This window comes from Allobosea sp. (assembly GCF_035999205.1).
Lineage (GTDB): Bacteria > Pseudomonadota > Alphaproteobacteria > Rhizobiales > Beijerinckiaceae > Allobosea.
Genome location: NZ_DASYHA010000026.1, coordinates 280,721 through 305,480, shown reverse-complemented (window position 1 = coordinate 305,480; position 24,760 = coordinate 280,721). Strand labels below are relative to the sequence as shown.

The following is a 24,760-nucleotide window of genomic DNA, read 5'->3' as shown; positions in this document are numbered from 1 at the left end:
CGCCCCGTCCTCATAAGGCGGGTCGCATTCTCATGCTTCAACCGCCGCGCTGGCGGTTGAATTCAGGCAGTCACCCGGCATCGCGGCCCTCTCAGGGAACCAGACGATGCCGACCACCAAGAAATCCTTCCACTCCATCGGGCTGATGGGCTTCGGCGCCTTCGGACAGCTGATGGCGCGCCACCTCCAGCCGCATCTGCCGCTGGTGGTGTTCGATCCTGAACGCCCCGCCACGGCCGACACGGCCGGCCGCGGCCTCGTGCCCGGCGGCATCGCCGAGGTCGCGGCTTGCGACATCGTCATCCTCGCCGTCCCCGTCGATATCCTGACTGACGCCATTGCGAGCCTGCGCCCGCATCTGCGCGCCGGGACGATCGTGCTCGATGTCGGCTCGGTGAAGATCGAGCCCGCCCGCCAGCTGCTCGCCGGCCTGCCCGACCAGGTCGAGATCATCGGCTCGCACCCACTGTTCGGCCCGCAAAGCGCGCGTAACGGCATCGCCGGGCTCAAGATCGCGCTCTGCCCGATCAGGAGCGGCAACGCGGGGCGGATCGCGGCCTTCCTGCGCCACAGGCTGAAGCTCGACGTCATCCTGACGACGCCGGACGCGCATGACCGCGACATGGCGATGGTCCAGGGCCTGACCCACCTCGTCGCAAAGATCCTCGTCGGGATGGGGCCGCTGCCGCGCCGGATGACGACGCGCAGCTTCGAACTGCTGATGCAGGCGACGGAGATGGTCCGTCATGACGCACCGGCCGTCTTTCATGCGATCGAACGCGCCAACCCGCATGCAAGGGCGGTGCGAGAGCGCTTCTTCGCCCATGCCCACGAGATCACCGCAGCGCTGGATGCGGCGCACGATGGGCCGGGGCCCGCTGCCGCGAGCGCTCCTCACCCTTCCAACACGGCCCTTCCTGGCTTATTGCAGCGCAACATCACGCAGGAAGCCCACGCGGAACCATGATTCGTCTCGAAAGCATCGGCAAGCAGAACGGCCAGCAGATCGTCTTCATCGAAGCCTCGGCCGCGATCCAGCGCGGCGAGAAGGTCGGCCTCGTCGGCCCCAACGGCGCCGGCAAGACCACTTTGTTCCGCATGATCACCGGCGAGGAACAACCCGACGAGGGCCAGGTCCAGGTCGATCGCGGCGTCACCATCGGCTATTTCAGCCAGGATGTCGGCGACATGGCGGGCGTCAGCGCGGTCTCGGCCGTGATGGACGGCGCCGGCCCGGTCAGCAGCGTAGCTGCCGAGCTGCGCGAACTCGAAGCCGCAATGGGCGATCCCGACCGCGCCGACGAGATGGACGAGATCATCACCCGCTATGGCGAGGTTCAGGGCCGCTTCGAGGAGCTCGACGGCTATGCCCTCGACGGGCGCGCCCGCGAGGTGCTCGACGGGCTCGGCTTCAGCGCGGAGATGATGGACGGCGATGTCGGCGCGCTTTCGGGCGGCTGGAAGATGCGTGTCGCCCTTGCCCGCATCCTGCTGATGCGCCCCGACGCGATGCTGCTCGACGAGCCGTCGAACCATCTCGATCTCGAAAGCCTGATCTGGCTGGAATCCTTCCTCAAGGGCTATGACGGCGCCCTGCTGATGACCTCGCATGATCGCGAGTTCATGAACCGCATCGTCGGCAAGATCGTCGAGATCGATGCCGGCGCGCTGACCAGCTATTCCGGCAATTACGAATTCTACCAGCAGCAGCGCGCGCTGTCGGAGAAGCAGCAGCAGGCGCAGTTCGAGCGCCAGCAGGCGATGCTCGCCAAGGAGATCGCCTTCATCGAGCGCTTCAAGGCCCGCGCCTCGCACGCCGCGCAGGTGCAGAGTCGCGTCAAGAAGCTCGACAAGATCGAGAAGGTCGAGCCGCCCAAGCGCCGCCAGACCATCGCCTTCGACTTCCCGCCCGCGCCTCGGTCGGGCGAGGACGTCGTTACGCTCAAGGGCGTGCACAAGCGCTATGGCAGCCGCTCGATCTATGAGGGGCTGGACTTCCAGGTCCGTCGCAAGGAGCGCTGGTGCGTCATGGGCATCAACGGCGCCGGCAAGTCGACGCTGCTCAAGCTGGTGACGGGCTCCACGGAACCGGACGGCGGCACGGTCACGCTCGGCGGCTCGATCAAGCTCGGCTATTTCGCCCAGCACGCCATGGAGATCCTCGACGGCGACCGCACCATCTTCCAGGCGCTGGAAGACCGCTTCCCGCAGGCCGGCCAGGGCTCGCTGCGCGCGCTCGCCGGCTGCTTCGGCTTCTCCGGCGACGATGTCGAGAAGCGCTGCCGCGTGCTGTCGGGCGGTGAGAAGGCCCGTCTCGTCATGGCGACGATGCTGTACGATCCGCCGAATTTCCTCGTGCTGGACGAGCCGACCAACCATCTCGACATCGCCACCAAGGAGATGCTGATCAACGCGCTCGCGCAGTATGAGGGCACGATGCTCTTCGTCAGCCACGACCGCCATTTCCTGGCGGCACTATCGAACCGTACGTTGGAACTGACCCCCGAGGGCGTCCATGCCTATGGCGGCGGCTACACCGAATATGTCGCACGCACCGGCCAGGAAGCGCCGGGGCTGCGGAGCTGAACGCAGTCATGCGGGCTTGTGGTCCCGGCGGGCGCATCTGACATAGCGCAATGTCCGGGACCGGCCCTCCGGTTAGCGTGCCGGCCCCGAGACGGAACCGCGACCGACAGAACATGACCGACGATCCCCTGACCAAGCCGGGCGCCGCCCATCCCGCGATCACCGATGCGATGATCGCGACGCTCGTGCAGCGCTTCTATGAGCGGGCGCGCGAGGATGCGCTGATCGGGCCGATCTTCATGGGCGCAGTGCATGACTGGGACGAGCACATCGCCAACATCACCGACTTCTGGAGTTCGGTGATGCTACGCACCGGCCGCTATCAGGGCCGGCCGATGCGCCCGCATCTGATCCTGCCGCTTGAACCCTGGCATTTCGACCGCTGGCTGGTGCTGTTCGAGGCGACGGCGCGTTCCGTCTGCGCCGATGATGACATTGCGGACGCCTTCATCATCCGCGCCAGGCGCATCGCCGACAGCTTCGAGATGGCGCGCGCCAGCCACCGCGGCGAAATCGCCCGCCCACGCCACAGCCTCGGATAGCCCTCAACTCGCCCGCGCCTCTGCCTCGAGGAAGGCAGCGATCGTCTCGGGCGTCACGCCGGCCTCGCTCGCGATCCGCCTCGACAGCGTCTCTGCGGCGGGACGCGGAGCGCCCATCGGCCGGTCGAGCCAGTAGGCCACGGGATTGAGCGCCGTCCGTTCATCGACACGCACCAGCCGGCCGCTCGCGACCTGTTCCTGGGCCAGCGGCGGCCGGGCCAGAGCGACGCCGAGCCCATGCGCCGCCGCATCCAGCACGATGTTGTAGTCGTCGAAGCGGCGATCCTGCGGACGCGGCCGATAGTCGAGCCCCTGCGCAGAAAACCAGGCGCGCCAGCCCGCGGCGTCGGAATCATGGATCAGCGGATGCGCCAGCAGCCTCTCCGGCGCGCCCTCCCGGACGAGCGCGGCGAGCTTCGGGGAAGCGATCGGGAAGCACCATTCCTCGAACAGTTTCAGCGAGATCCGACCCGGCGCGCCGCCGCGGCCGCAGCGGATGCCAAGATCCACCCCTTCCTCCTCGAAATCGACCCGGCGATGCTCCGCTTGCAGCACGATGCGCAACATCGGCTCCGGGCCTTCCAGCGCCTCAAGACGCGGCATCAGCCAGAGCGAACAGATCGAGGGCGGCGCGCTGACGCGCACCACGGCCGCACCGCGCTGCTCGCGCCAGCGATCCGAGGTGTCGGCGATCAGAGCGAAGGCCTCTTGCGTGCGCTGGAGCAGATGCTGCCCTTCGGAGGTCAGCGCGACGCCTCGTGCCTGCCGCTGGAAGACGCGCAGGCCCAGCCAGTGCTCCAGCCGCGCCACCTGCCGGCTGACCGCACCATGGGTCAGGTTCAGCGAAGCAGCGGCCGCCGAGAAGCTGCCGGTCCGCGCAGCAGCCTCGAAGGCCCGCAGGGACTCGAGCGGCGGCAAGGTCGAACTGTGATCCATACTCACAGCTCATGCGCGAATTGGTCGTTTGTCAATCAGCTCGGCGAGGTATCTATCAGCGGGGTCGCAAGCTTCGACGGAACCCCGCCATGTCGACCGCCACCACCTCCGCCACTACCTGCCCCGCACCTTCGCAATCGACGCCCCTCAGCGGCGTGCTGCTCTTCACTATTCCCTTCACGGTCACGGCCTGGGCGTCCTCCTTCCCGGCGATCCGGGCGGGCCTCGAGGGCTTCGGCCCGGCCGAGATGGCCTCGTTGCGCTTCGCGCTCGCAGGTGGCGCCGCTGCGCTCTTCCTCGTCGCGACGCGCGCCAAGTTGCCAGAGCGCGCCGACATCTGGCGCTTCCTCGTCGGCGGCGTGATCTTCATCGCGGCCTACGCCGTGTTGCTGAATTTCGGTCAGCGCATCGTGCCGGCGGGGCCGGCGAGCTTCATCATCAACACCAACCCCATCATGACCGCCGTGCTGGCGATGATGCTCCTCGGCGAGCGCTTCAGCCTGACCGCCTGGCTCGGCACGGCGGTTTCCTTCGCCGGCATCGGCCTGATCGCGCTCGGCAAGGGCCTCGACGTCGAGATCGGCCTGTCCGTGCTGCTGATCCTCGGCGCCGCCTTCTGCAACGCCATCACCACGGTGGTGCAGAAGCCGCTCTTCGCCCGCTACAAGCCGCTCTCGGTCGCGGCCTGGAACCAGGCAATCGGTGGCTTCGTGCTGCTGCCTTTCCTGCCCGCAGCCATTGCCCAGGCGCAGATCGCGCCGGCCGTCTCCTTCTGGTCGGTGGTTTATCTCGCGGTGGTGCCGAGCCTGATCGCCTATGGCACCTGGGCGATCACGCTGTCGCGCCTGCCGGCCGCCCGGGCCGCAAACTTCCAGTACTGCGTGCCGCCGATGGCGACGCTGATGGGTTTCCTCTGGCTCGGCGAAATCCCGACCCTGTTTGGCATCATCGGCGGCGCGATGGCGCTGGGCGGCGTCGTGATCGTCAATCTGAAGCGCTGAGCGGCGGACTTCCAACACCAGTGGCGCCCTGCGATAGTCGGGGCCATGCCCGTGACGATCTTTCTGCTGCGCGCCGTCAATGTCGGCGGCGCGACGACCATGAAGATGGAAGCCCTGCGTGACATCGCCGAGGCGCTGGGCTTCCGCCATGCCACGACACTCCTGCAGAGCGGCAATCTCGTCGCCGCGCATGACGGCGACGCCGGCGAAGCAGTCGCCCGGCTCGAGGCTGCCCTGGCGCGGGACTTCCCCTATGCACCCGGCGTGATCGGGCGCAGTCGCAACGAGCTCGACAGGGCCGTTGCCGACAATCCGCTGCCGCTATCGGCCGGGCAGGATCCGAAGTTCCTGCAATACGTCGCGCTGGCTTCGACGCCCGAGCCCGCCGCGCTCGAAAGCCTCACGTCGACCTATGCCGGCCCTGAGACCATTGCACTGCGCGGCGCCGATCTGTTCGTCTACTATGCCGAGGGCGTCGGCCGCTCGAAGCTGACCAATGCCCTGATCGAGCGCCGCCTCGGCGTGAAAGGCACCGCTCGCAACTGGAACACGGTGACGAAACTCGCCGCGCTCGCCGGAGAGATCGCGGCGCGCGGCTGACAACGCGGCCGGCGACGCCCCGACCTCAGAAGCCTCGCGCCTCCAGATCCTTCTCTCCATCCGTGATGTAGTCGCGGATGATCGGCACGGCGCTCTTGTGCGGGCCGAGCAGGAGCTGGAACACCATGTCGCCGCCGATGTCGAAGGAGATCGAGCAGGCGCAGAGGTAGAACTCCCACATCCGCGCGAAGCGCTCGCCCATCATCGCGACGACCTCCGGGCGATGGGCCATGAAGCGCTCGCGCCAGGCTTCCAGCGTCCAGTGATAGTGCCGGCGCCAGAACTCGCAGTCCGATGACCACAACCCGGTCTGTTCGACCGCCGCAAAGACCTCCGACAGCGCTGGGGCATAGCCGCCGGGGAAGATGTACTTGTCGAAGAACGGCCCGGTGAAGCCCGGCGGGCCGACGCGGCCGATGCAATGCACCATCGCGATCCCGTCCGGTGTCAGCAGGTCGCGGATCTTCTCGAAATATTCGAGGTAATGCGCGACGCCGACATGCTCCATCATGCCCACGGAGACGACCCGGTCGAAACGGCCGGTCAGCTCGCGATAATCCTTGTTGATGAAGGTGACCCCGTCGCCGACGCCGGCGGCCTCGGCCCGCTTCTGCGCCGCCGCCATCTGGTCGGGCGAGACGTTGAGGCCGGTCACCTTCGCGCCGCAGGCCTTGGCGAGATAGATCGCGAGCTGCCCCCAGCCCGAGCCAATGTCGAGCACGGTCATCCCCGGCTCGATCTTCAGCTTGGCCGCGATGTGCCGGAGCTTCGCCTGCTGCGCGGCTTCCAGCCCGACTTCGGGGCTGTGCCAGTAGGCGCAGGAATAGGTCATCGTCTCGTCGAGCCAGAGTTTGTAGAACTCGGTCGGGATGTCGTAGTGGTGCTTGACCTTCTTGCCGGCGACGCCGAGCGGGTTGTGCATCCGCCAGCGCCTGATCCGGAACCGGACATTGCGGATCGCCTTCTGCAGCGGGTGCTTGCGCAATTCCTTGCGCTGCAACCAGAACAGCGTCAGCAGGTCGTGGATCGAGCCTTCCTCGAAATCGATCCGCCCATCCATGTAGCCTTCGGCCAGCGCCAGCTCGGGATTGAGGAAGAGTTCGCGCTCGATCCTGTCGTCATGGAAGCGCACCGTCACGGCAGGCGCCGTCTTGACGACACCTGCGAAGGGCAACTCGCCCGGCCCGGGGCCGAAGACATGGCGCTTGTCGTCGGGGGTGATCACGGTCAGGCGCCCCTGCCTGACGAAGTTCTTGAGCAAACGCGGTAGCAGGAACATCTCAGCCCTCTGAATCCCGACTTACCTTAGAGCATGTTTCTCCGCCGTGGGAACCATCGCCGCCAGCCCCGCTCCATCCTCGCCGCCTAGGGTACCCTGACGGCAGGCCCATTCGGCAAGCCATGGTGAGAGTGCGACGGGATGGATCAGCGAACATCGAAGCGGTGGCGTTCGCATCTGCGGATGGCAAAGCTGCTCGACCGTTCGAACCGCTTCCTGGTCGAATGCCGCATTCTCGACCTGTCCGCGACCGGCGCGAGGCTGAAGCCGCAGAGCGACCGTCCCCTCCCCCTCGATGTGCACCTCCATGACGAGGACATGGAGTTTTTCACCCCCGCCACCATCGTCTGGATCGGCAAGGGCGAAATCGGCATCCGCTTCGCGGGCGAGCCCGACACCGCAGCGTGAGCAGCTGACCGGCAGCGATGCGCCGGCGGACTTGAGCATGAACAGCGGAGAGACAGGGAACCATCGCCCGGCATCCGCGTTTAGGCGCTGCACCAAGCCGGAGCCTGCGATGGAAGACGAGAGAATCACCCGGATTGCCCGGGCCCTGTGCCGCTCAGCTAGGATCGATCCCGACAGCATTCTGACGAGTGGCGCTCTCGACGCCGAGCCAGCAAAACAGGCAGGAAATCCCACGACCGCGGATGAACTCGCAGATCAACCGGTGCCCGCCTGGACGATGTTCCGCGGCGCGGCTCTGACCTTCATCCACAGCCATGGCGAGCGCATCATATCGCCGCTTTGAGGCGCCCAAGCTTGCTAAGGGGCTCGCCGGCGGCATAGTGCTCGGCCCTGCGCCGACGATCCCGGCGCGCTCCTGCGGAATGGCGAGACGATGTCCTGGCGCGACTTCTGGAACGGCGAGCATGCGATCTATGTCTCGCAGCGCCACAAGACCCTGCATTACCGCGGCATCGCGACCGACCTGATTGGTCACATCCCAGCGCCGGACGCGGTCGTCCTTGATCATGGCTGCGGCGAAGCCCTCGACGCAGGCCGAGTCGCGGGCGCCTGCGGCAAGCTCTATCTTTGCGAGGCGGCGCCGAACGTGCGCGAGAAACTGCGCGCCATGCTGGGCGCCAAGGCCAATGTCGCGGTCGTCTCGCCGGAAGAAGTCGAGGCGTTGCCCGAGGCCAGCCTTGATCTCGTCGTCGCCAATTCGCTCATCCAGTATCTTTCCAGGGTCGAGCTGGAGGCGCTGTTCGCCATCTGGCTGCGCAAGCTCAAGCCCGGCGGCAAGCTCGTCGTCGCCGATGTGATCCCGCCCGATGTCAGCCCCCTGACGGACGCCTCGCAGTTGCTCGCCTTCGCCTGGCGTGGTGGCTTCCTCGGCGCGGCCCTCGCCGGGCTCGTCCGCACCGCCTTCTCCGACTACCGCAAGCTGAGGGCCCAGTATGGGCTCTCGACCTATCGCGAGGACGAGATCACAGCGCTGATGAGCAAAGCGGGCTACGCCCCGGTGACGCGCTCGGCGAATTTCGGGCACAACCCGCATCGGATGACCTTCGAGGGGACGAAACCCGCCTGAGCGGCCTTCACCCTCGCTGCATCTCTGAGGAATGACCCAATGCATATCGGCTTGATTGGCGGCATAGGTGTCGCGGCGACGGTCGTCTACTACCAGCGTCTCGCCGCAGCCGCGGCCGAACGCGGAGTCGCGAAGCTCGAGCTCACCATCGTCCATGGCGACATCCAGGAGCTGATCCGTAACAACCTCGCCGATAGGCGAGCCGAGCAGGCGCAGGCCTTACTTCCCCTGGTCGAGCGCCTGCAAGCGGCAGGCTGCGACTGCGTCGCCCTGTCGTCCCTCGGCGCGCATTTCTGCCTGGACGAGCTGACCGCCTTGTCGCCATTGCCCATCGTCTCGGCGGTTGCGCCGCTCGATGCCTATTTCGTCGAGCAGGGGATCAGGCAGGTCGGGCTGCTCGGAACCCGCGTGGTGATGCGCACACGCCTTTACGGCCAGCTCGCCCGCACCAAGGCCATGGCGCTGGATGACGAAATCGAGCTTCTCGGCCAGACCTATCAGGATGTCGCCGTGGCCGGCATGTGCTCGTCAGAGCAGCGTGCACTCTTCCTGGATGCGGGACGGCGCATGAGCGCGGCGGGAGCCGACGCGATCGTCCTTGCAGGCACCGATCTCAATCTCGCCTTCGACGGCCAAAACCCGGGCTACCGGGTGATCGACGCCCTCGACGTCCATGTCGGGCTGCTTGCCGATCTGGCAGCGGGACGCAAATCACTGAGCCAGATCCGCGCATAACTTTCGGCCACGCCGCTTATCGCATGACGCTCGAGGGACGCGACCCCGCTTGAACCACCGGCCCAGCCATCGATACTTACCCTAGGGGAAGGTTGAAACCGGTGGGAGACAAGGGTGATGAAGGCTTGGCGATCCGCAGCAACCGCGATCATGGTCTCGCTGCTGGCCGCAGCCCCCGCGGCCGCGCAGGAGCATCCGCAGGACCTGCTCAAGGAAGCCTGGATCAAGGCGGCCTGGACCGAGGCCCTCAAGGGTGAACGCTTCGCCCGCGAGGATTCCTGGATCCCGCGCCTCGGCGGCGTCGCCTCGTCGCCGCAGAAGCAGCGTGATGCCGGCGGCAGGGAATGGACGGTCGCCGAACTCTGCCAGCCGCACAACTGCGGCGACAACAAGCTGGTCGTGCTGATCGACCAGACCGGCCAAACGGTTTCCGCGATGCAGAAGGCGGCCTGGCCGACACGCGAGCGCTTCTTCGGGCGTCCGGACGCCAATACGCAGGCCCTGCTGCGCGCCGCTCTGGCCGGAAATCTCTCCCGCGCATCGCTGCCGGCAACCCCGGCCGCCCCGACATCCCCGGCCGCAAGCTCTGCAGGAGCCGGCGCACCGACGCTGACCCTGTCGCCCTCGCCGGTTCAGGAGGCGGCCGCAACGCCGGCACCTTCCGGCCCGAACGGCTCCGTCGAGGGCGAACTCTCCTATCCGAGCGACTACATCCCAGCCGACATGCAAATCTGCGGCGAGGAGATCGGCACCAAACGCCTGACCTGCACGTCCCGGAAGATCAACCAGCGCAACCGCACGCGCTATGTCCTGTCGTTGCCCCCGGGCGAGTACCACATCTTCGCGCAGACGAAGGATGCGCCCGGCCAGCGCGCCTATTACTCGGAATTCGTCACCTGCGGCCTCGATGCCGCCTGCAAATCCCATAAGCCGATCGCGGTCGCTCTGCCGCCGGGCATGGCCCGCAAGGGCATCAACCCGCAGGACTGGTACGCGCGCTGAACGCCAGCGGCACCCTCAGCCGGCAGGCCGATCCGCGAACGAGAAGAACTTGTGCCCCAGGAACGAGAACACCATCACGATGCAGGTGGTGACGAGCTGCATCGGGAGATAGGGCAGACCCGCCCGCGTCACGAACAGATGCATCAGGATGCCGGTCAGCACGAAGCCCCCGGCCGCTATGAGTGCGAAGCGCCAGGTCGCCTGGCCATGACTGCGGGTCGCCTCGAATGTCATCCTGCGGTTGAGCGTGTAGGACACGATCGAGCCCACCCCGAACCCTGCCAGCGTCGCCGGAACCGGATCGGCCTTGGCAAGCTCGACCAGCCCGATCAGCACGGCGTAATGCGCGACGGCAGTGATGCCGCCGGCGAGAACGAAGGCAGCAAGCTGGCGAGCCTGACGGGAATGGCGGCGAAACTCCATCCGCGATTCCTAGATCATCGAAAGCGCGGGGCGAACGGATTTTTTCGCCCCGCACCGTGCTCAGACTCAGCCGGCGTCGCTGCCCGCGAGATTGGCTGGCACGCCGCCGACCGGCAGGTCGAGCCCCTGCTTCAGCGTGTCGAGATGGTATTCGCGGATGCGCCCGTTCGTCGGGTCGCTGACGAAGGCGCCGTTGCCGGTCACGGCAAGGCCTGGTGTCGGCGTCTTCGCGCCATAGGCACAGTCGAAGGCGGGCACCGCGTCGAACGAGGCGAGCTCCTTCCAGGCAGGAGCGACCGCGTAGATCCTCAGCTTGCCGTCCGGCGTCAGGTTGGCGAGCCTGTCACCATTGCCACTCAGCTCGAACTGGCATGCCGCCTGCCCGCCTGGTACCGGCAGCACATCTTCGGCCACAAGCGACCTGGCCTCAGGATCGATCCGAAGCAACGCGTCGTAAGGTGCCTTCAGCCCGTAATTCCCGACGAGATGGCGTCCGCCCTCGCGCGACCTGAGCGCGCTGACGCGGCGCTCGTCGGGATAGGCGAGTTTGCGCGCGCTCCACCCAGCCGTCTTCCCCTTGCCCGTTGCGGACAGCACGAGCAGCCCGCCGCCCTCACCCTCGGCGCAACCGAAGACATGCCGCCCGCCGCGCGCCGGCGCATAGCCGTGATAGAGCTTGCAGGAAGCATCCGCCCGCGCCGGGTCGTTGAAGCTGGCCAGCCGCCTCCAGCCGTCCGCCTTCTGCGACGGCTTGCCCCGCTCCAGGACCTCGAAGCCATTTGGCCGCGACGAGGCGCTGCGGTCGTCCCCCTTGGCGTAGGCCGGGTTGGGCACCGAGATCAGCCATTGCCGCGCGCTCAGCGGCACCGCGATGCCGTGCTGCGGCGCCGGGCTCGACCAGACGGTACTCTGAGGCGTGGGCGTGGCCAGGCTGTCGATCGCGACCATGACGGCCCTGGGCTCGCTCTTGCCCTCCCAGGGGCGCAGGCCGTCGTAAAACAGCGCAAGCTGCCCCTGCCCCGACACGACATGCGCCGGCCTGTCCCCCGTCGTCTGGAAGTCGATGAGCTTTGGCTCTGCCTTGGCGAGATCGACATGGTCGCCGTGCGATTCCGCGATGAGCCCGGTGTCGAGAATGCGCAGCGTGCCGGCTTCGTCTCCGGTCTTCACGACGACATAGCGCCCGCCCGAGACCCCGGCGAAACCAGGGTTGGGCTTCGGCACGGGGAAGCTGTGCGTCACCTCGCCACTGTCCAGGTCGAGGATACGGATCAGCGGCTTTTCATGGTCCGCAAAGACGAGCCGCCCTCGGAGCGGTGCGTGATCATGCGCAAGAGCGGTGGCAGCGAGGAGGCAACCGGCGAGGCAGAAGCCGGTGGCTTGAGGAAGGATTGATGGCACTGGAAGGCCCCGCGACGGGATGAGAAGAGAAATGATATAACATTACCTTCTTTCCGATTGCTCAACCCCCTAGTTTCTCCCGCGCTGTGGACAGAGCGCAGATGCCCCAGTGACGGCACTTCAGTGCACCGCGCGACCGGCCGTCACTCCACGCCCCGGATTGATCGGTCGCCGCCGGCTCAGGCCCGCGCCTCGAAGACCATGTTGAACGGCGTCTCGGTCGCCCGCCGGAAATGCGAGAAACCCGCGTCGTGCGCGACCTTGCGCAGTCGCATTTCGCCGGCCTGGGCGCCGAGACACAGCCCGACCTCCTGCGATTGCGAGGCCGGCGTGCAGATCATCGTCGACGCCCCGTAGAAGATCCGCCCGACCGGATTGAGATTGTCCTTCAGGCTGTCATGCGCGAAAGGCTCGACGATCATCCAGATGCCGTCCTTGCCGAGCGTCGCCCGGACATGGCGGCCGGCACCGACGGGGTCGCCCATATCGTGCAGACAGTCGAACATCGCGACGAGGTCGTATTGCTTCGCCGGGAAGTCCTTGGCGGAGGCGCGCTCGAAGACGATGCGGTCGCCCACGCCGGCCTTCTGCGCCTCCTCGCGCGCCCGTTCGATAGAGGCGCCGTGATAGTCGAAGCCGAAGAAGCGGGCCTTCGGATAGGCCTTCGCCATCAGGATGGTCGATGCGCCATGCCCGCAACCGACATCGGCGACTGTCGCGCCCTCCTTGAGCTTGGCCTCGACCCCATCCAGCGCCGGGATCCAGTTCTCCGTCAGGTTGGCGTTGTAACCGGGCCGGAAGAAGCGCTCGGTGCCGCGGAACAGGCATTTGCTGTGCTCGTGCCAGCCGAGCCCCGCCCCGCTGCGGAACGCGGTCTCGACCTTTGGCTCGTCGACCCACATCGACTGGACGATCTCGAAGGCGCCAGCAAAGAAGGCCGGGCTGTCTTCCTCAGCGAAGGCCAGCGCCTGCTCGGGCGAGAGGCTGAACCGGTCGGTCTCGGCATCGTAATCGATATACCCGGCCGCAGCCTGCCCCGAGAGCCATTCGCGGATATAGCGCTCCCTGAACCCGGTCTTCGCAGCGAGTTCCTGAGACGTCACCGGCTTGCCGTCGGCCATCGCCTTGTAGAGGCCGAGCTGGTCTCCGAGGACGACCAGCGCCCCCGTGATTGCAACCCCGATATCTCCGACGAGACGCCCGACCAGTGCATTGAGTTTTTGAGGGTCTGCTGCGCGCATGGCCATGCTCCTCGGGTTCGGGGCGCGGCCGGCCTGACGCGATCCGGCTCGACACCATCGCGAAGAGTCCGAGGGTATACCCTAGGGTAAGCGCGTCAAAGCAGCGAAGTCGGACCCCGTGCCGGTGGTCCGGGAGGCCCTCTCAGGCCCGGCAGAGCTGGCCGTCGGGAATGCGCGGCAGGTTCGGATCACGTCGCGCCGCCTCGATCACGCTGTCGAGCAGGCCGGGAAAGCGACGGTCGAACTCTTCGCGGCGCAGGCTGATCAGGCGCGACGTCCCCTCGACCCGCGCCCGCGTCACACCGGCCTCGCGCAGCTTGGTGAAGTGGTAGGTCAGCAGCGACGGCGAGGCGAGCTCGTTGAAGCTGCCGCAACGGGCCTCGACCTCGGCGCCATCGGCCAGCGCCACGACGATGCCCAGCCTGATCGGATCAGCCAGCGCAGCAAAGACCGCGGCCGGCTCGACGGCATCCATATCGGGGTGGAAGACCGGTTTCATCCGCAACCAGATAGGAGATCGCCGCGCTCCTGACAATATTCAACATTCATTGAAATTAGCCTTGACGGAAAGGCGCCTCGCCCTAAATTCAACGATCATTGAAATTAATCGAGGCGCCGCCCGACCCGCGCCTTCGCCCGGGAAGCAAGGACATTGCCATGGATACCCGTCTCCTCTGGCTTGCCGGCGGCGCCTTCGCCATCGGCACGGGCACGCTGATCATAACCGGCATCCTGCCCGCCATCTCGACGGGCCTGCGGGTCTCGATCGACATGGCGGGCCTGCTGATCACGATCTTCGCCCTGGCCTATGCGGTCGGCTCGCCCGTGCTCTCGACGGTCTTCGGCAACATCGACCGGAAGACCGTGCTGGCCGGCGCGATGGCGGTCTTCGGCCTCGCCAATCTCGGCGCCGCCCTGGCGAACGACTTCACGCTGGTCATGGCGGCCCGCGTCGTCATGGCATTGGCAGCCGGCGTCTATATGCCGGCCGCCAATGCGGTCGCGGTCGCGCTGGTCCCGCCCGAGCGGCGCGGCCGGGCGATCGCGCTGGTCACCGGCGGCATGACGGTCGCACTGATTCTCGGCGTGCCCTTTGGGACGGCAGTGGTCGGCTTCGGCGGCTGGCACCTCGCCTTCCTGCTGGTCGCGCTGTTCAGTGCGCTCGCGCTGGCCGGCCTGCTGGCGAAGCTGCCGTCCGGCCTGCCGCGCGGCACCAACTCGCTGCGCGAGCGGCTGGCCGTCGCCCGCCGAGGCGACATCCTGCTGGCACTCGCCACGACCATGCTTTGGACCACCGGCGCGTTCACGCTCTACACCTATATCGCGCCCTTCCTGGCCGCCCATGCCGGCATCGCCGGCCCCTGGCTGGGGGCGGCGCTGGTCATCTCCGGCATCGGCTCGGCGCTCGGCAACCAGATCGGCGGCGTCGCCAGCGACCGTTTCGGTCCGGAACGGACCCTCGTCGTCGTGCTGAGCGTGCTGGCGCTCGCGCTCTTCGGCGCTTCGCTCGCTGCCGTCACGCTGCCGCCCGCGACCGCGATCTTCGTCATCCCCGTCGTGATGCTGGTCTGGAGCGGAGCGGGTTGGGCCGGCCACCCCTCGCAGATGTCGAGGCTCGCCGCGATGGCCCCCGACGCGACGGTCGTGGCGCTCTCGCTCAACGCCTCCGCGCTCTATCTCGGCATCGCCGCCGGCGCGGCGCTGGGCCAGCAGACCTTGCGCAATGGCGGCACCTGGCCGCTGGGCTTTGTCGGCGCCGCCTGCGAGATCGCCGCGCTCGCCGTCCTCGTCATCGCCATGCGCCGGCGCCGGCAGCCCGCCCGTCGTGCGTTGGAGATCGAGCCGATGGAACAGACCGCGCAGCCTGTGCGCTGAGATCGGTGGCGAGCGGTTTTAGCTTTCCCCGGCCGCTGCTCCCCTCTATAGCGAGCGCCTAGCATTCATTTCAGGCGCTCGCACCGGCCCGCTCGCATGATCGGACGGCAGGTGGTGCGCGCCCTTGCCCGAGACAGAGCCGAGCCCCATGCCCAAGCGCACAGACATCAAAACCATCCTGATCATCGGCGCGGGCCCCATCATCATCGGCCAGGCCTGCGAATTCGATTATTCCGGCACCCAGGCCTGCAAGACCCTGAAGGCCGAGGGTTATCGCATCGTGCTGGTCAACTCGAACCCGGCCACGATCATGACCGATCCGGACCTGGCCGATGCGACTTATGTCGAGCCGATCACGCCCGAGATCGTCGCCAAGATCATCGAGAAGGAGCGCAACGTCCTGCCCGGCGGCTTCGCCCTGCTGCCGACCATGGGCGGCCAGACCGCGCTCAACTGCGCGCTCTCGCTCAACAAGAAGAGCCTGACCGACGCGAACGGCAAGAAGATCAGCGTGCTCGAGAAGTTCGACGTCGAGATGATCGGCGCCACCGCCGAGGCCATCGACAAGGCCGAGGACCGCGAGCTCTTCCGCGAGGCGATGACCAAGATCGGCCTTTCGACGCCCCGCTCGCACCACGTCAAGAATCTCGGCCAGGCGCTCGAGGCGCTGGACGATATCGGCCTGCCGGCGATCATCCGCCCGTCCTTCACCATGGGCGGCACCGGTGGCGGCATCGCCTACAACAAGGGCGAGTTCATCGAGATCTGCGAGCGCGGCTTCGACGCCTCCCCGACCAGCGAGATCCTCATCGAGGAGAGCGTGCTCGGCTGGAAGGAATACGAGATGGAGGTGGTCCGCGACAAAAAGGACAACTGCATCATCGTCTGCTCGATCGAGAACATCGATCCGATGGGCGTCCACACCGGCGATTCGATCACCGTCGCCCCGGCGCTGACGCTGACCGACAAGGAATACCAGATCATGCGCGACGCCTCGCTGGCGGTGCTGCGCGAGATCGGCGTCGAAACCGGCGGCTCGAACGTCCAGTTCGCGGTCGACCCCGAGACCGGCCGGATGATCGTCATCGAGATGAACCCGCGCGTCTCGCGCTCGTCGGCTCTCGCCTCGAAGGCGACCGGTTTCCCGATCGCCAAGGTCGCGGCGCGCCTCGCCATCGGCTACACGCTCGACGAGATCGAGAACGACATCACCGGCGGTGCAACCCCGGCCTCCTTCGAGCCGACGATCGACTATGTCGTCACCAAGATCCCGCGCTTCGCCTTCGAGAAGTTCCCGGGCGCCGAGCCGACCCTGACCACAGCGATGAAGTCGGTCGGCGAGGCGATGGCGATCGGCCGCACCTTCCAGGAGAGCTTGCAGAAGGTGCTGCGCTCGCTGGAAACCGGGCTCGACGGCCTCGACGAGATCGAGGTCGAGGGCATGGGCAAGGGTGACGACAAGAACGCGATCAAGGCCGCGCTCTCGACGCCGACGCCGGACCGCATCCTCCAGGTCGCTCAGGCGATGCGCTTCGGCTTCACCGACGAGCAGATCCATGAGAGCTGCAAGATCGACCCCTGGTTCCTCGAGCAGATGCGCCAGATCGTCGACACCGAGGAGAAGGTCCGCAAGTTCGGCCTGCCGCAGACGCCGGGCGCCTTCCGCCAGGTCAAGGCGATGGGCTTCTCCGACAAGCGCCTCGCCGCCGTCGCCGGAAAGACCGAGGCCGAGGTCAAGGCGCTGCGGCGCTCGCTCGACGTCCGCCCGGTGTTCAAGCGCATCGACACCTGCGCCGCCGAGTTCGCCTCGCCGACGGCCTACATGTACTCGACCTACGCCATGCCCTTCGCCGGCAAGGCGGCCGACGAGGCCAACCCGTCCGACCGCAAGAAGGTCGTCATCCTCGGCGGCGGCCCGAACCGCATCGGCCAGGGCATCGAGTTCGACTACTGCTGCTGCCACGCCTGCTACGCGCTCCGCGACGCCGGCTACGAGACCATCATGGTCAACTGCAACCCGGAGACTGTCTCGACCGACTACGACACCTCGGACCGGCTCTATTTCGAGCCGCTGACCGCCGAGGACGTGCTTGAGATCCTCGAGACCGAGAAGCAGAAGGGCACGCTGCACGGCGTCATCGTCCAGTTCGGCGGCCAGACGCCGCTGAAGCTCGCCAACGCCCTGGAGCAGGCCGGTATCCCGATCCTCGGCACTTCGCCGGACGCGATCGACCTCGCCGAGGACCGCGACCGCTTCAAGCGCCTGCTCGACAAGCTGCAGCTCAAGCAGCCCAAGAACGGCATCGCCTATTCCGTCGAGCAGTCGCGCATGATCGCGGCCGAGCTCGGCCTGCCCTTCGTCGTGCGGCCTTCCTATGTGCTCGGCGGCCGCGCCATGGCGATCATCCGCGACGAGGCGATGTTCGAGGATTACCTGCTCGGCACCCTGCCCTCGCTGATCCCCTCCGAGGTCAAGGCCAAGTACCCGAACGACAAGACCGGTCAGATCAACACGGTTCTCGGCAAGAACCCGCTGCTGTTCGACCGCTATCTGTCGGACGCGATCGAGGTCGATGTCGACTGCCTTGCCGACGGCAAGGACGCCTTCATCGCCGGCATCATGGAGCATATCGAGGAGGCCGGCATCCATTCGGGCGACTCGGCCTGCTCGCTGCCGCCGCGCTCGCTCTCGCTGGCGACCATCGCCGAGCTGGAGCGCCAGACCAAGGCGATGGCGCTGGCGCTCGATGTCGGCGGGCTGATGAACGTCCAGTACGCGATCAAGGACGGCGAGATCTATGTCCTGGAAGTCAATCCGCGCGCCTCGCGCACGGTGCCCTTCGTCGCCAAGGTCATCGGCCAGCCGATCGCCAAGATCGCAGCCCGGATCATGGCCGGCGAGAGCCTGGCGAGCTTCGGCCTGAAGCCGGCAGCGCTCGGTCATGTCGGCGTCAAGGAGGCGGTCTTCCCCTTCGCGCGCTTCCCCGGCGTCGACGTGCTGCTCGGCCCGGAGATGCGCTCGACCGGCGAGGTCATCGGCCTCGACCGCTCCTTCGACATCGCCTTCGCCAAGAGCCAGCTGGGCGCCGGTTCCAAGGTTCCGGTGAAGGGCACGGTCTTCGTCTCGGTCCGTGACGAGGACAAGCCGCGCATCGTCGAGAGCGTCCGCATGCTCGCCGATCTCGGCTTCCGCGTGCTCGCGACCGGCGGAACGCTGCGCCTGCTCCAGGACGAAGGCATTCCCGCCACCAAGATCAACAAGGTCCTGGAAGGCCGCCCGCACGTCGTCGACGCCATCAAGAACGGCGAGATCCAGCTCGTCTTCAACACCACGGACGGCCCGCAGGCGCTGGCAGATTCCCGTTCGTTGCGCCGGACGGCCCTCTTGCACAAGGTGCCCTATTATACCACCTTGGCCGGAGCGATCGCGGCGGCGGAAGGCATCAAGGCCTATTGCAGCGGCGATCTCGAGGTACGGTCGCTGCAATCCTACTTCGTGCGCGCAGCCTGAAAATCGGCGGGCCGGCGAAGTTCTACAAATGACAGGAAGCGGGGCGCCGGCGGCAAAACAGCTGCTGGCGGGTCCCCGCTTTCGGATAATGGGACGAGACGATGGAAAAGGTTCCGATGACCGCCGGTGGCTTCGCTGCCCTGGAGGCCGAGCTCAAGGATCGCCAGCAGGTGCAGCGTCAGCGCATCATCCAGGCGATTTCCGAGGCACGCGCCCTCGGCGACCTCTCGGAGAACGCCGAGTATCACGCGGCGAAGGAAGCCCAGTCGCTCAACGAGGGCCGCATCCAGGAGCTTGAATCGCTGATCGGCCGGGCCGACATCATCGACATTGCCAAGCTCGCCGGCGGCGACACGATCAAGTTCGGCGCGACGGTCAAGCTGATCGACGACGATACCGAGGAAGAGAAGAGCTACCAGATCGTCGGCGAACCCGAATCGGACGTGAAGTCCGGCAAGGTCTCGATCGGCTCCCCGATCGCGCGCGCCCTGATCGGCAAGAAGGTCGGCGACTCCGTGCAGGTCAGCACGCCGGGCGGCGGCAAGTCCTACGAGGTCGTCAGCATCGTCTTCCGCTGATCGGCGAGCGCCATGGTCGGGCCTGTCCCGACCATGACGGATGCAGGCGAAATCCCTACCCCACGATCACCGTACGAAGCGCCTTGACGATGCCGTCGACCGCGACGCTCGCCAGGATCAACCCCATCACCCGGCTGATGACGCTGGCGCCGGCATTGCCGATCAGCGCGATGATGCGGGAGGCTCCGAGCATCAGGACCAGGGTGATCGCCAGGATGCCCGCGACCTGGAGCACCGTCTCCGCCTGTTCGCGCAGGCTGAAGCGGGAATTGTCCGTCACCGTCATGACGGTCAGCATGGCGCCGGGGCTGGCGATGCTGGGGATCGCCAGGGGATAGACGGCCCGCTCCAGATCGGAGGTCCGCAACAGCTTCTCGTCCTCCTCCAGCTTCGACTCGCCAAAGATCATCGTCAGCGCGAACAGGAAGAGCACGATGTTGCCGGCGATCTCGAACGAGGTCAGCGCGATCTCCATCGCCGTCAGCAGCACCTGCCCACCGACGACGAAGAACACCAGCACGCCGAAGGCGACGAGCGTTCCGCGGATGGCCACGGCCCGCGCCGCTGCCGCACTCAAGCCGGCCGTGACGGCAAGAAAGACCGGCAGCGTGCCGATCGGATCGATCACGACCCAGAGCTTGACGATTTCCGTGAACATCTGCGCGACTTCCCCCTCTTCCGGCGCGCATTAAGCACGCCTATAGCCCCAACCCAATCCGGCGAATCGGCGCCTTGGACAATCGTCGCGCAAGGATTACATCTTCCGCATCATCGCTGGAGAAAACCGATGACAACGCGTCGAAACCTCCTCTCGCTCGGATTGATGGGCGCAGCCTTCGCCCTCGCTCCGCTCTCCGCCGCCAATGCGCAGGTGCGTGCGATCGGAAAGATCCGCGTCGATACCTCCCGCATCGCCCAGCAGGGCTGGGGCGAGAACGCCGAGCGCATCCGCATCGCCATGGAGCGCCAGCTCGCCGCGGCGCTGGGGCCGCTCTACCAGCGTGGCGCCGGCACCACCCTGCATGTCACGGTCAAGGGTGTCTGGCTGACGATGTATGCCGGCGGCAGCGGCGGCAGCAAGCCGAAGGGCGGCGGTGGCAGCAGCGACAATTTCGACAGTGACATCACGGTCCTCGGCCCGCGCGGCGAAGTGCTTCAGACATTTCCCGTGCTGTCGGTGATCGATCCGAGCTCCGGCGGCGCCTGGTACCTGCCCGATGTCGACCAGCGCCGGGTGGTGGCCCTGATCGAGAACAACGTAGCCTGGATCAAGCGCTATCTCGGCGCCTGAGCGCGGCCCTGTTGCCCTGGCGGGCGCCTGATCTGAAAGGCGGTCTTGTCGCTGACGAAGCCACAGGCCCGGTAGAAGCCGAGCACGGCCGGGTCCGAGCGGCCGGTCATCAGCATCACCTTGTAGCATCCCGCCGCCCAGGCGTGATCGATGGCGGCCTTGACGACGCGCTTGCCGAAGCCGCGCCCACGGAAGCGCGCGTCGCTCACGACATTCTCGATCATCGCGAACGGCCTCTGGCTCCGGGTCAGGTTCGGCACCACGACAAGCACGCATGTCGCGACCAGTTCACCGTCACAAACTCCGGCATGGACGGACATCATGTCGCTGTCGAGGATGCGTCGCCAGGTCGCCTCCGCTTCGGCGGGGCTGGGCAGATCATCGCCGGGGCTCAACTGCGTGTAGAGTGACAGCATGGCCGGCAGGTCGTCCGGACCGGCGAGGCGCAGGACGAGGCTCATCCGGTCGTCTCAGGCGAACGGGACGATCGGCTCGTCCTTGACCCGGTCGAGCGCCAGCGCGGTGCGGACATTGCGCACATTGGGCAGGCTCGTCAGCTCACCGACAAAATCCTGGAAGGCCTTGAGATCGGGCGCGACGCATTTCAGCACGAAATCGATGTCGCCGGAGAGCGTCCAGCACTCGCGCACCGCGGGCCAGGCGCGGATGCGTGTCTGGAACGCCTCGAGGTCAGCCTCGGCCTGGCTCGCCAGATGCACGAAGGCGAAGCAGACGACGTCGAAGCCGAGCTTGCTCTCGTCGAGCTGGGCCCGGTAGCCGGTGATCAGCCCGGCCTCTTCGAGCGCCCGCACCCGACGCAGGCAGGGCGGCGGCGAGATGCCGACGCGGCTCGCCAACTCGACATTGGTGATGCGCCCGTCTGCCTGCAGTTCGCGCAGGATGCGCAGGTCGATATCGTCGAGTTTGGATCGCACAAGGGGCCCCGGAGAAAGGTCGCGCTGGTGTAGACGCAGCGTCGGGGCGATACAAGGCGCGAGCCACGACGAAAATCCGCGTCGCCCGCCGGAAGGAGCCTGCCTTGCCCGCCGAACCAACCCCGACCGTCTGGGTCCTGAGCGACGGCAAGGCCGGAGACGAGGTGCAATGCCTCGGCGTCGCCGAGCGGCTGGGCGTCACCCCGGAGATCCGGCGCATCGCGCCGCGCAAGCCCTATGCCTGGCTCATGCCGCGCGGTCCGATCGACCCCGCCGAGAGTCCCGATCGCCCCGGCAGCCCGATCCGCCCGCCCTTCCCCGACATCCTGATCGCGTCTGGTCGGCGCTCGATCCCCTATGTCCGCGCCGTCAGGAAGGCTTCCAACGGCGCCACCTTCACGGTGATCCTGAAGGATCCCCGCACCGGCGCAGGCAGCGCCGACCTGATCTGGGTTGCCGGCCATGACAGGCTGCGCGGCGAAAACGTGCTGGTGACCACCACCTCGCCACATCGGCTCGCGCCGGATCGGCTCGCACAGGCGCGCCTGGCCCCGCCAGCACCGATTGCGGCCCTGCCCTCTCCTCGCGCCGCGGTGCTGGTCGGCGGAGACAGCCGGCACCACACCTTCCGGCAGCAGGACATCACCCGCTTTGTCGAGGGCCTCGACGCGCTGGCGCGCTCTGGTGTCGCGCTGATGGGCTCGCGCTCGCGCCGCACCACGCCCGATCTCGACAAGGCCGTCGGCGCCGTCTTTGCCCGCCATGGCGGCTGGTGGTGGGACGGCTCGGGCGAAAACCCCTATGTCGCGCTGCTCGCCAATGCCGATGCCGTCGTCACCACCGCCGATTCGACCAACATGATCGGCGAGGCCACCGCGACGGGTGTGCCGATTCTCGTCTTCGAGCCGCATGGCGGCCATGGCAAGCTGGCGAAGTTCCTCGAGGCGCTGAAGAGCGAAGGTGCGGTCCACCACTTCGAGGGACGACTGGAGGGCGCCCGCTACGAGCCGGTCGATTCGACGCAGGCCATCGCCGATGCCGTGCGCCAGGGCTGGCTTATGCACAGGCAGCAGCTCGGAATCACCCGATCATGAGAGCCCGTGCGCTTGCATCGGCGCCGAGGCATCGTATGTGACGAAGTTCGCAGGAACAGGAACCCAGACCATGGCCCACACCCATGCCCGCGTGATGATCGTCGGTTCGGGCCCGGCCGGCTACACCGCCGCGATCTATGCCGCCCGCGCCATGCTGGAGCCGGTGCTGATCTCAGGCATGCAGGCCGGCGGCCAGCTCATGATCACGACCGATGTCGAGAACTATCCCGGCTTCGCCGACGTCATCCAGGGTCCGTGGCTGATGGAGCAGATGCGCGCCCAGGCCGAGCATATGGGCACGCGCATGGTTTCCGACCACATCGCCCGCGTCGACCTCTCGCAGCGCCCCTTCCGGCTCTGGGGCGATGGCGGCGAGACCTATTCCTGCGACGCGCTGATCATTGCCACCGGCGCGCAGGCCAAATGGCTCGGCCTGCCTTCGGAGCAGACATTCCAGGGCTTCGGCGTCTCGGCCTGCGCGACCTGCGACGGCTTCTTCTTCCGCAACAAGGAGGTCGTGGTCGTCGGCGGCGGCAACACCGCCGTCGAGGAGGCGCTCTATCTCGCCAATCTCGCCAGCAAGGTCACGCTGGTCCATCGCCGCGACGGACTGCGCGCCGAGAAGGTGATGCAGGAGCGCCTGTTCAAGCACCCGAAGATCGAGGTCGTCTGGGACAGCGAGATCGCGGAGATCTGCGGCGGCACCCAGCCGCCCAACGTCACGCATCTGCGCCTGCGCAACCTCAAATCCGGCGCCGAGACGGAGCTGAAGACGGATGGCGTCTTCATCGCCATCGGCCACAAGCCGGCGACGGAACTCTTCGTCGGCCAGCTCGACATGAACGAATCCGGCTATCTCGACGTCACCCCGGGCACCAGCAACACGAACGTGCCCGGCGTCTTCGCCGCAGGCGACGTCACAGACGAGCATTACCGCCAGGCGGTGACTGCTGCCGGCATGGGCTGCATGGCAGCCCTTGATGCAGAGCGCTGGTTGCAGGCCACCGAGCTGGAACAACTCAAGGCGGCTGAATAACGTACAAAGCGGCAATCCATCACAGAAATTGATCGCTTTCGTAACCAGATTCAGTGTGAAAAGAACACTGTCTTGCTACGCAGACGTTGACGTTCAACGTTTTTAACCCCCAACATGCGCCAAACGCATAACGGGGGAAACGCGGTGGATTGGGACCGCATCAGGATTTTTTATACCGTCGCCGAGTCCGGCAGCTTCACCAAAGCTGGCGATGTTCTCGGCCTCAGTCAATCCGCCGTCAGCCGCCAGATCGGCGCGCTGGAGCGCGAATTGCGGGCACCGCTGTTTCATCGCCATACGCGCGGTCTGATCCTGACCGAGCAGGGTGAACTGCTGTGGCGGGCGGCGCGCGAGATGACGCAGCGCCTCGAACGGACGCGCTCACAGCTGTCGGAGACGCGCGAGCACCCGTCTGGCGAACTCAAGGTCACCGCCACTCGCGGTCTCGGCGGGCATTGGCTGACGCCGCGCCTGGCCGAGTTCCTCGATCTCTATCCCGACATCAAGGTCGACCTGATCCTCACCGACGAGGAACTCGACCTGTCGATGCGCGAGGCCGACATCGCCATCCGCCTGCGCCAGCCGCAGCAGCCGGACCTGATCCAGCGCAAGCTCTTCACGGTGCACTTCCACGTCTACGGGTCACCCGCTTACGTGAAGCGCTTCGGCGAACCCAAGACCCATGAGGATCTCGACAACCACCGGATCCTCTCCTTCGGCGGTACTTCGCCTTCCTATCTGACGGCGGTGCACTGGCTCGGCTCGCTCGGCCGCGACCAGCGCAATCCGCGGCCGATCCACCTGACCGTGAACAACATCACGGCGATGAAGCGCGCGGTCGATTCAGGCGCCGGCATCGCGGTACTGCCCGACTACCTCATCGAGACGGGCTCCCCGCTCGTGCAGCTGATGCGCGAGACCGAGATGCCGCAGCTCGAGAGCTATCTGGTCTATCCGGAAGAGATGAAGTCGGTCGCCCGCGTGCAGGTCTTCCGCGACTTCCTGATCCAGAAGGCGCAGCGCTGGACCTACTGACCGGCGGCCGAACGCCACCGTCTCACGAATCAAAATTCGATTCGAGGCATGCCGCCTGGCAGCATTTGCAGCCGGCGGCATCCTTCATTTGCATGATACGACGGCAACAGCGGCCCGGGACTGCT

26 protein-coding genes are annotated in these 24,760 nt (G+C 66.7%); 17 read left to right on the top strand and 9 right to left on the bottom strand.

The window, feature by feature from the left end:
* Positions 1-106: 106 nt before the first annotated feature.
* The 3 genes from VGN82_RS23425 (at position 107) to VGN82_RS23415 (ending at position 3,128) form a co-directional block, all read left to right on the top strand.
* Complete coding sequence (locus VGN82_RS23425; protein ID WP_327529486.1) at positions 107-967, top strand: prephenate dehydrogenase; 861 nt, start codon at positions 107-109, stop codon at positions 965-967.
* Positions 964-2,586: an ABC-F family ATP-binding cassette domain-containing protein gene (locus tag VGN82_RS23420; RefSeq protein ID WP_327529485.1), complete on the top strand. Its 1,623-nt coding sequence runs from the start codon at positions 964-966 to the stop codon at positions 2,584-2,586. The genes VGN82_RS23425 and VGN82_RS23420 overlap by 4 nt, the downstream gene beginning before the upstream one ends.
* Before the next feature lie 113 nt (positions 2,587-2,699).
* On the top strand, positions 2,700-3,128 hold the full coding sequence (locus tag VGN82_RS23415) for a group III truncated hemoglobin (protein WP_327529484.1): 429 nt from the start codon (positions 2,700-2,702) through the stop codon (positions 3,126-3,128).
* A gap of 3 nt (positions 3,129-3,131) precedes the next feature.
* Here VGN82_RS23415 and VGN82_RS23410 read toward each other — a convergent pair whose 3' ends face one another.
* Positions 3,132-4,064 (bottom strand): LysR substrate-binding domain-containing protein, encoded by a 933-nt coding sequence (locus tag VGN82_RS23410; protein ID WP_327529483.1) that lies wholly within the window; start codon positions 4,062-4,064, stop codon positions 3,132-3,134.
* Between the two features lie 89 nt (positions 4,065-4,153).
* On the opposite strand from VGN82_RS23410, the gene VGN82_RS23405 reads away from it, so the two are divergent.
* Positions 4,154-5,065, top strand: coding sequence for a DMT family transporter (locus VGN82_RS23405; protein WP_327529482.1), 912 nt, complete (start codon positions 4,154-4,156; stop codon positions 5,063-5,065).
* A 45-nt stretch (positions 5,066-5,110) separates the two neighbouring features.
* A complete protein-coding gene (locus tag VGN82_RS23400) occupies positions 5,111-5,665 on the top strand; it encodes a DUF1697 domain-containing protein (protein ID WP_327529481.1) in 555 nt (184 codons plus the stop codon).
* 25 nt (positions 5,666-5,690) lie between these two features.
* On the opposite strand, the gene VGN82_RS23395 is transcribed toward VGN82_RS23400, so the two are convergent.
* Positions 5,691-6,944, bottom strand: a complete 1,254-nt coding sequence (locus VGN82_RS23395; RefSeq protein WP_327529480.1) for a cyclopropane-fatty-acyl-phospholipid synthase family protein — start codon at positions 6,942-6,944, stop codon at positions 5,691-5,693.
* A 141-nt stretch (positions 6,945-7,085) separates the two neighbouring features.
* Here VGN82_RS23395 and VGN82_RS23390 point away from each other — a divergent pair, with 141 nt between their 5' ends.
* The 5 genes from VGN82_RS23390 (at position 7,086) to VGN82_RS23370 (ending at position 10,215) form a co-directional block, all read left to right on the top strand.
* Complete coding sequence (locus VGN82_RS23390) at positions 7,086-7,352, top strand: PilZ domain-containing protein (RefSeq protein WP_327529479.1); 267 nt, start codon at positions 7,086-7,088, stop codon at positions 7,350-7,352.
* Between the two features lie 109 nt (positions 7,353-7,461).
* Entirely contained in the window at positions 7,462-7,695 is a 234-nt protein-coding gene (locus tag VGN82_RS23385; RefSeq protein WP_327529478.1) for a hypothetical protein, read from the top strand.
* A gap of 90 nt (positions 7,696-7,785) precedes the next feature.
* Positions 7,786-8,478 carry a class I SAM-dependent methyltransferase gene (locus VGN82_RS23380; RefSeq protein ID WP_327529477.1) on the top strand — a complete coding sequence of 231 codons (693 nt, stop codon included), beginning with the start codon at positions 7,786-7,788 and terminating at the stop codon, positions 8,476-8,478.
* A gap of 39 nt (positions 8,479-8,517) precedes the next feature.
* Positions 8,518-9,213: an aspartate/glutamate racemase family protein gene (locus VGN82_RS23375; RefSeq protein ID WP_327529476.1), complete on the top strand. Its 696-nt coding sequence runs from the start codon at positions 8,518-8,520 to the stop codon at positions 9,211-9,213.
* 117 nt (positions 9,214-9,330) lie between these two features.
* The gene (locus tag VGN82_RS23370; RefSeq protein ID WP_327529475.1) at positions 9,331-10,215 is read left to right on the top strand and encodes an Ivy family c-type lysozyme inhibitor; all 885 of its coding nucleotides are present in this window, start codon (positions 9,331-9,333) and stop codon (positions 10,213-10,215) included.
* Positions 10,216-10,230: 15 nt separating this feature from the next.
* Here the strand turns inward: VGN82_RS23370 and VGN82_RS23365 are convergent, their stop codons facing one another.
* The 4 genes from VGN82_RS23365 to VGN82_RS23350 all read right to left on the bottom strand — a co-directional run bounded on the left by VGN82_RS23365 (position 10,231) and on the right by VGN82_RS23350 (position 13,779).
* Complete coding sequence (locus VGN82_RS23365) at positions 10,231-10,638, bottom strand: GtrA family protein (RefSeq protein ID WP_327529474.1); 408 nt, start codon at positions 10,636-10,638, stop codon at positions 10,231-10,233.
* 66 nt (positions 10,639-10,704) lie between these two features.
* Positions 10,705-11,880, bottom strand: a complete 1,176-nt coding sequence (locus VGN82_RS23360; RefSeq protein ID WP_327529473.1) for a hypothetical protein — start codon at positions 11,878-11,880, stop codon at positions 10,705-10,707.
* Positions 11,881-12,218: 338 nt separating this feature from the next.
* Complete coding sequence (locus tag VGN82_RS23355; RefSeq protein WP_327529472.1) at positions 12,219-13,280, bottom strand: class I SAM-dependent methyltransferase; 1,062 nt, start codon at positions 13,278-13,280, stop codon at positions 12,219-12,221.
* 142 nt (positions 13,281-13,422) lie between these two features.
* A complete protein-coding gene (locus VGN82_RS23350; RefSeq protein WP_327529937.1) occupies positions 13,423-13,779 on the bottom strand; it encodes an ArsR/SmtB family transcription factor in 357 nt (118 codons plus the stop codon).
* Positions 13,780-13,937: 158 nt separating this feature from the next.
* Between VGN82_RS23350 and VGN82_RS23345 the strand changes: the two genes are divergently transcribed.
* The 3 genes from VGN82_RS23345 to greA all read left to right on the top strand — a co-directional run bounded on the left by VGN82_RS23345 (position 13,938) and on the right by greA (position 19,244).
* The gene (locus VGN82_RS23345; protein ID WP_327529471.1) at positions 13,938-15,155 is read left to right on the top strand and encodes an MFS transporter; all 1,218 of its coding nucleotides are present in this window, start codon (positions 13,938-13,940) and stop codon (positions 15,153-15,155) included.
* A gap of 148 nt (positions 15,156-15,303) precedes the next feature.
* Complete coding sequence (gene carB, locus VGN82_RS23340; protein ID WP_327529470.1) at positions 15,304-18,666, top strand: carbamoyl-phosphate synthase large subunit; 3,363 nt, start codon at positions 15,304-15,306, stop codon at positions 18,664-18,666.
* Positions 18,667-18,767: 101 nt separating this feature from the next.
* Positions 18,768-19,244 (top strand): transcription elongation factor GreA, encoded by a 477-nt coding sequence (gene greA, locus VGN82_RS23335; protein ID WP_327529469.1) that lies wholly within the window; start codon positions 18,768-18,770, stop codon positions 19,242-19,244.
* A 55-nt stretch (positions 19,245-19,299) separates the two neighbouring features.
* Here the strand turns inward: greA and VGN82_RS23330 are convergent, their stop codons facing one another.
* A complete protein-coding gene (locus VGN82_RS23330) occupies positions 19,300-19,902 on the bottom strand; it encodes a MarC family protein (protein ID WP_327529468.1) in 603 nt (200 codons plus the stop codon).
* A gap of 129 nt (positions 19,903-20,031) precedes the next feature.
* Between VGN82_RS23330 and VGN82_RS23325 the strand changes: the two genes are divergently transcribed.
* Positions 20,032-20,535, top strand: a complete 504-nt coding sequence (locus VGN82_RS23325) for a hypothetical protein (RefSeq protein ID WP_327529467.1) — start codon at positions 20,032-20,034, stop codon at positions 20,533-20,535.
* Here the strand turns inward: VGN82_RS23325 and VGN82_RS23320 are convergent.
* Positions 20,520-20,996, bottom strand: a complete 477-nt coding sequence (locus VGN82_RS23320; protein ID WP_327529466.1) for a GNAT family N-acetyltransferase — start codon at positions 20,994-20,996, stop codon at positions 20,520-20,522. The two genes, VGN82_RS23325 and VGN82_RS23320, sit on opposite strands and share 16 nt — an antisense overlap.
* 9 nt (positions 20,997-21,005) lie before the next feature.
* Entirely contained in the window at positions 21,006-21,470 is a 465-nt protein-coding gene (locus VGN82_RS23315) for an Lrp/AsnC family transcriptional regulator (protein ID WP_327529465.1), read from the bottom strand.
* A gap of 104 nt (positions 21,471-21,574) precedes the next feature.
* Between VGN82_RS23315 and VGN82_RS23310 the strand changes: the two genes are divergently transcribed.
* From VGN82_RS23310 to VGN82_RS23300, 3 genes are all read left to right on the top strand, one after another.
* On the top strand, positions 21,575-22,564 hold the full coding sequence (locus tag VGN82_RS23310) for a mitochondrial fission ELM1 family protein (RefSeq protein WP_327529464.1): 990 nt from the start codon (positions 21,575-21,577) through the stop codon (positions 22,562-22,564).
* Between the two features lie 70 nt (positions 22,565-22,634).
* Positions 22,635-23,600 carry a thioredoxin-disulfide reductase gene (trxB, locus tag VGN82_RS23305; RefSeq protein ID WP_327529463.1) on the top strand — a complete coding sequence of 322 codons (966 nt, stop codon included), beginning with the start codon at positions 22,635-22,637 and terminating at the stop codon, positions 23,598-23,600.
* Between the two features lie 144 nt (positions 23,601-23,744).
* Entirely contained in the window at positions 23,745-24,635 is an 891-nt protein-coding gene (locus VGN82_RS23300) for a LysR family transcriptional regulator (RefSeq protein ID WP_327529462.1), read from the top strand.
* Positions 24,636-24,760: the final 125 nt, after the last annotated feature.

Coding starts and splice junctions, on each gene's coding strand:
- VGN82_RS23375 (WP_327529476.1), top strand. CDS start 8,518: ATGCATATCGGCTTGATTGGCGGCATAGGTGTCGCGGCGACGGTCGTC.
- VGN82_RS23365 (WP_327529474.1), bottom strand. CDS start 10,638: ATGGAGTTTCGCCGCCATTCCCGTCAGGCTCGCCAGCTTGCTGCCTTC.
- VGN82_RS23405 (WP_327529482.1), top strand. CDS start 4,154: ATGTCGACCGCCACCACCTCCGCCACTACCTGCCCCGCACCTTCGCAA.
- VGN82_RS23400 (WP_327529481.1), top strand. CDS start 5,111: ATGCCCGTGACGATCTTTCTGCTGCGCGCCGTCAATGTCGGCGGCGCG.
- VGN82_RS23425 (WP_327529486.1), top strand. CDS start 107: ATGCCGACCACCAAGAAATCCTTCCACTCCATCGGGCTGATGGGCTTC.
- VGN82_RS23320 (WP_327529466.1), bottom strand. CDS start 20,996: ATGAGCCTCGTCCTGCGCCTCGCCGGTCCGGACGACCTGCCGGCCATG.
- VGN82_RS23420 (WP_327529485.1), top strand. CDS start 964: ATGATTCGTCTCGAAAGCATCGGCAAGCAGAACGGCCAGCAGATCGTC.
- VGN82_RS23345 (WP_327529471.1), top strand. CDS start 13,938: ATGGATACCCGTCTCCTCTGGCTTGCCGGCGGCGCCTTCGCCATCGGC.
- VGN82_RS23410 (WP_327529483.1), bottom strand. CDS start 4,064: ATGGATCACAGTTCGACCTTGCCGCCGCTCGAGTCCCTGCGGGCCTTC.
- VGN82_RS23370 (WP_327529475.1), top strand. CDS start 9,331: ATGAAGGCTTGGCGATCCGCAGCAACCGCGATCATGGTCTCGCTGCTG.
- carB (WP_327529470.1), top strand. CDS start 15,304: ATGCCCAAGCGCACAGACATCAAAACCATCCTGATCATCGGCGCGGGC.
- VGN82_RS23385 (WP_327529478.1), top strand. CDS start 7,462: ATGGAAGACGAGAGAATCACCCGGATTGCCCGGGCCCTGTGCCGCTCA.
- VGN82_RS23415 (WP_327529484.1), top strand. CDS start 2,700: ATGACCGACGATCCCCTGACCAAGCCGGGCGCCGCCCATCCCGCGATC.
- trxB (WP_327529463.1), top strand. CDS start 22,635: ATGGCCCACACCCATGCCCGCGTGATGATCGTCGGTTCGGGCCCGGCC.
- VGN82_RS23395 (WP_327529480.1), bottom strand. CDS start 6,944: ATGTTCCTGCTACCGCGTTTGCTCAAGAACTTCGTCAGGCAGGGGCGC.
- VGN82_RS23350 (WP_327529937.1), bottom strand. CDS start 13,779: ATGAAACCGGTCTTCCACCCCGATATGGATGCCGTCGAGCCGGCCGCG.
- VGN82_RS23325 (WP_327529467.1), top strand. CDS start 20,032: ATGACAACGCGTCGAAACCTCCTCTCGCTCGGATTGATGGGCGCAGCC.
- VGN82_RS23330 (WP_327529468.1), bottom strand. CDS start 19,902: ATGTTCACGGAAATCGTCAAGCTCTGGGTCGTGATCGATCCGATCGGC.
- VGN82_RS23390 (WP_327529479.1), top strand. CDS start 7,086: ATGGATCAGCGAACATCGAAGCGGTGGCGTTCGCATCTGCGGATGGCA.
- greA (WP_327529469.1), top strand. CDS start 18,768: ATGGAAAAGGTTCCGATGACCGCCGGTGGCTTCGCTGCCCTGGAGGCC.
- VGN82_RS23355 (WP_327529472.1), bottom strand. CDS start 13,280: ATGCGCGCAGCAGACCCTCAAAAACTCAATGCACTGGTCGGGCGTCTC.
- VGN82_RS23380 (WP_327529477.1), top strand. CDS start 7,786: ATGTCCTGGCGCGACTTCTGGAACGGCGAGCATGCGATCTATGTCTCG.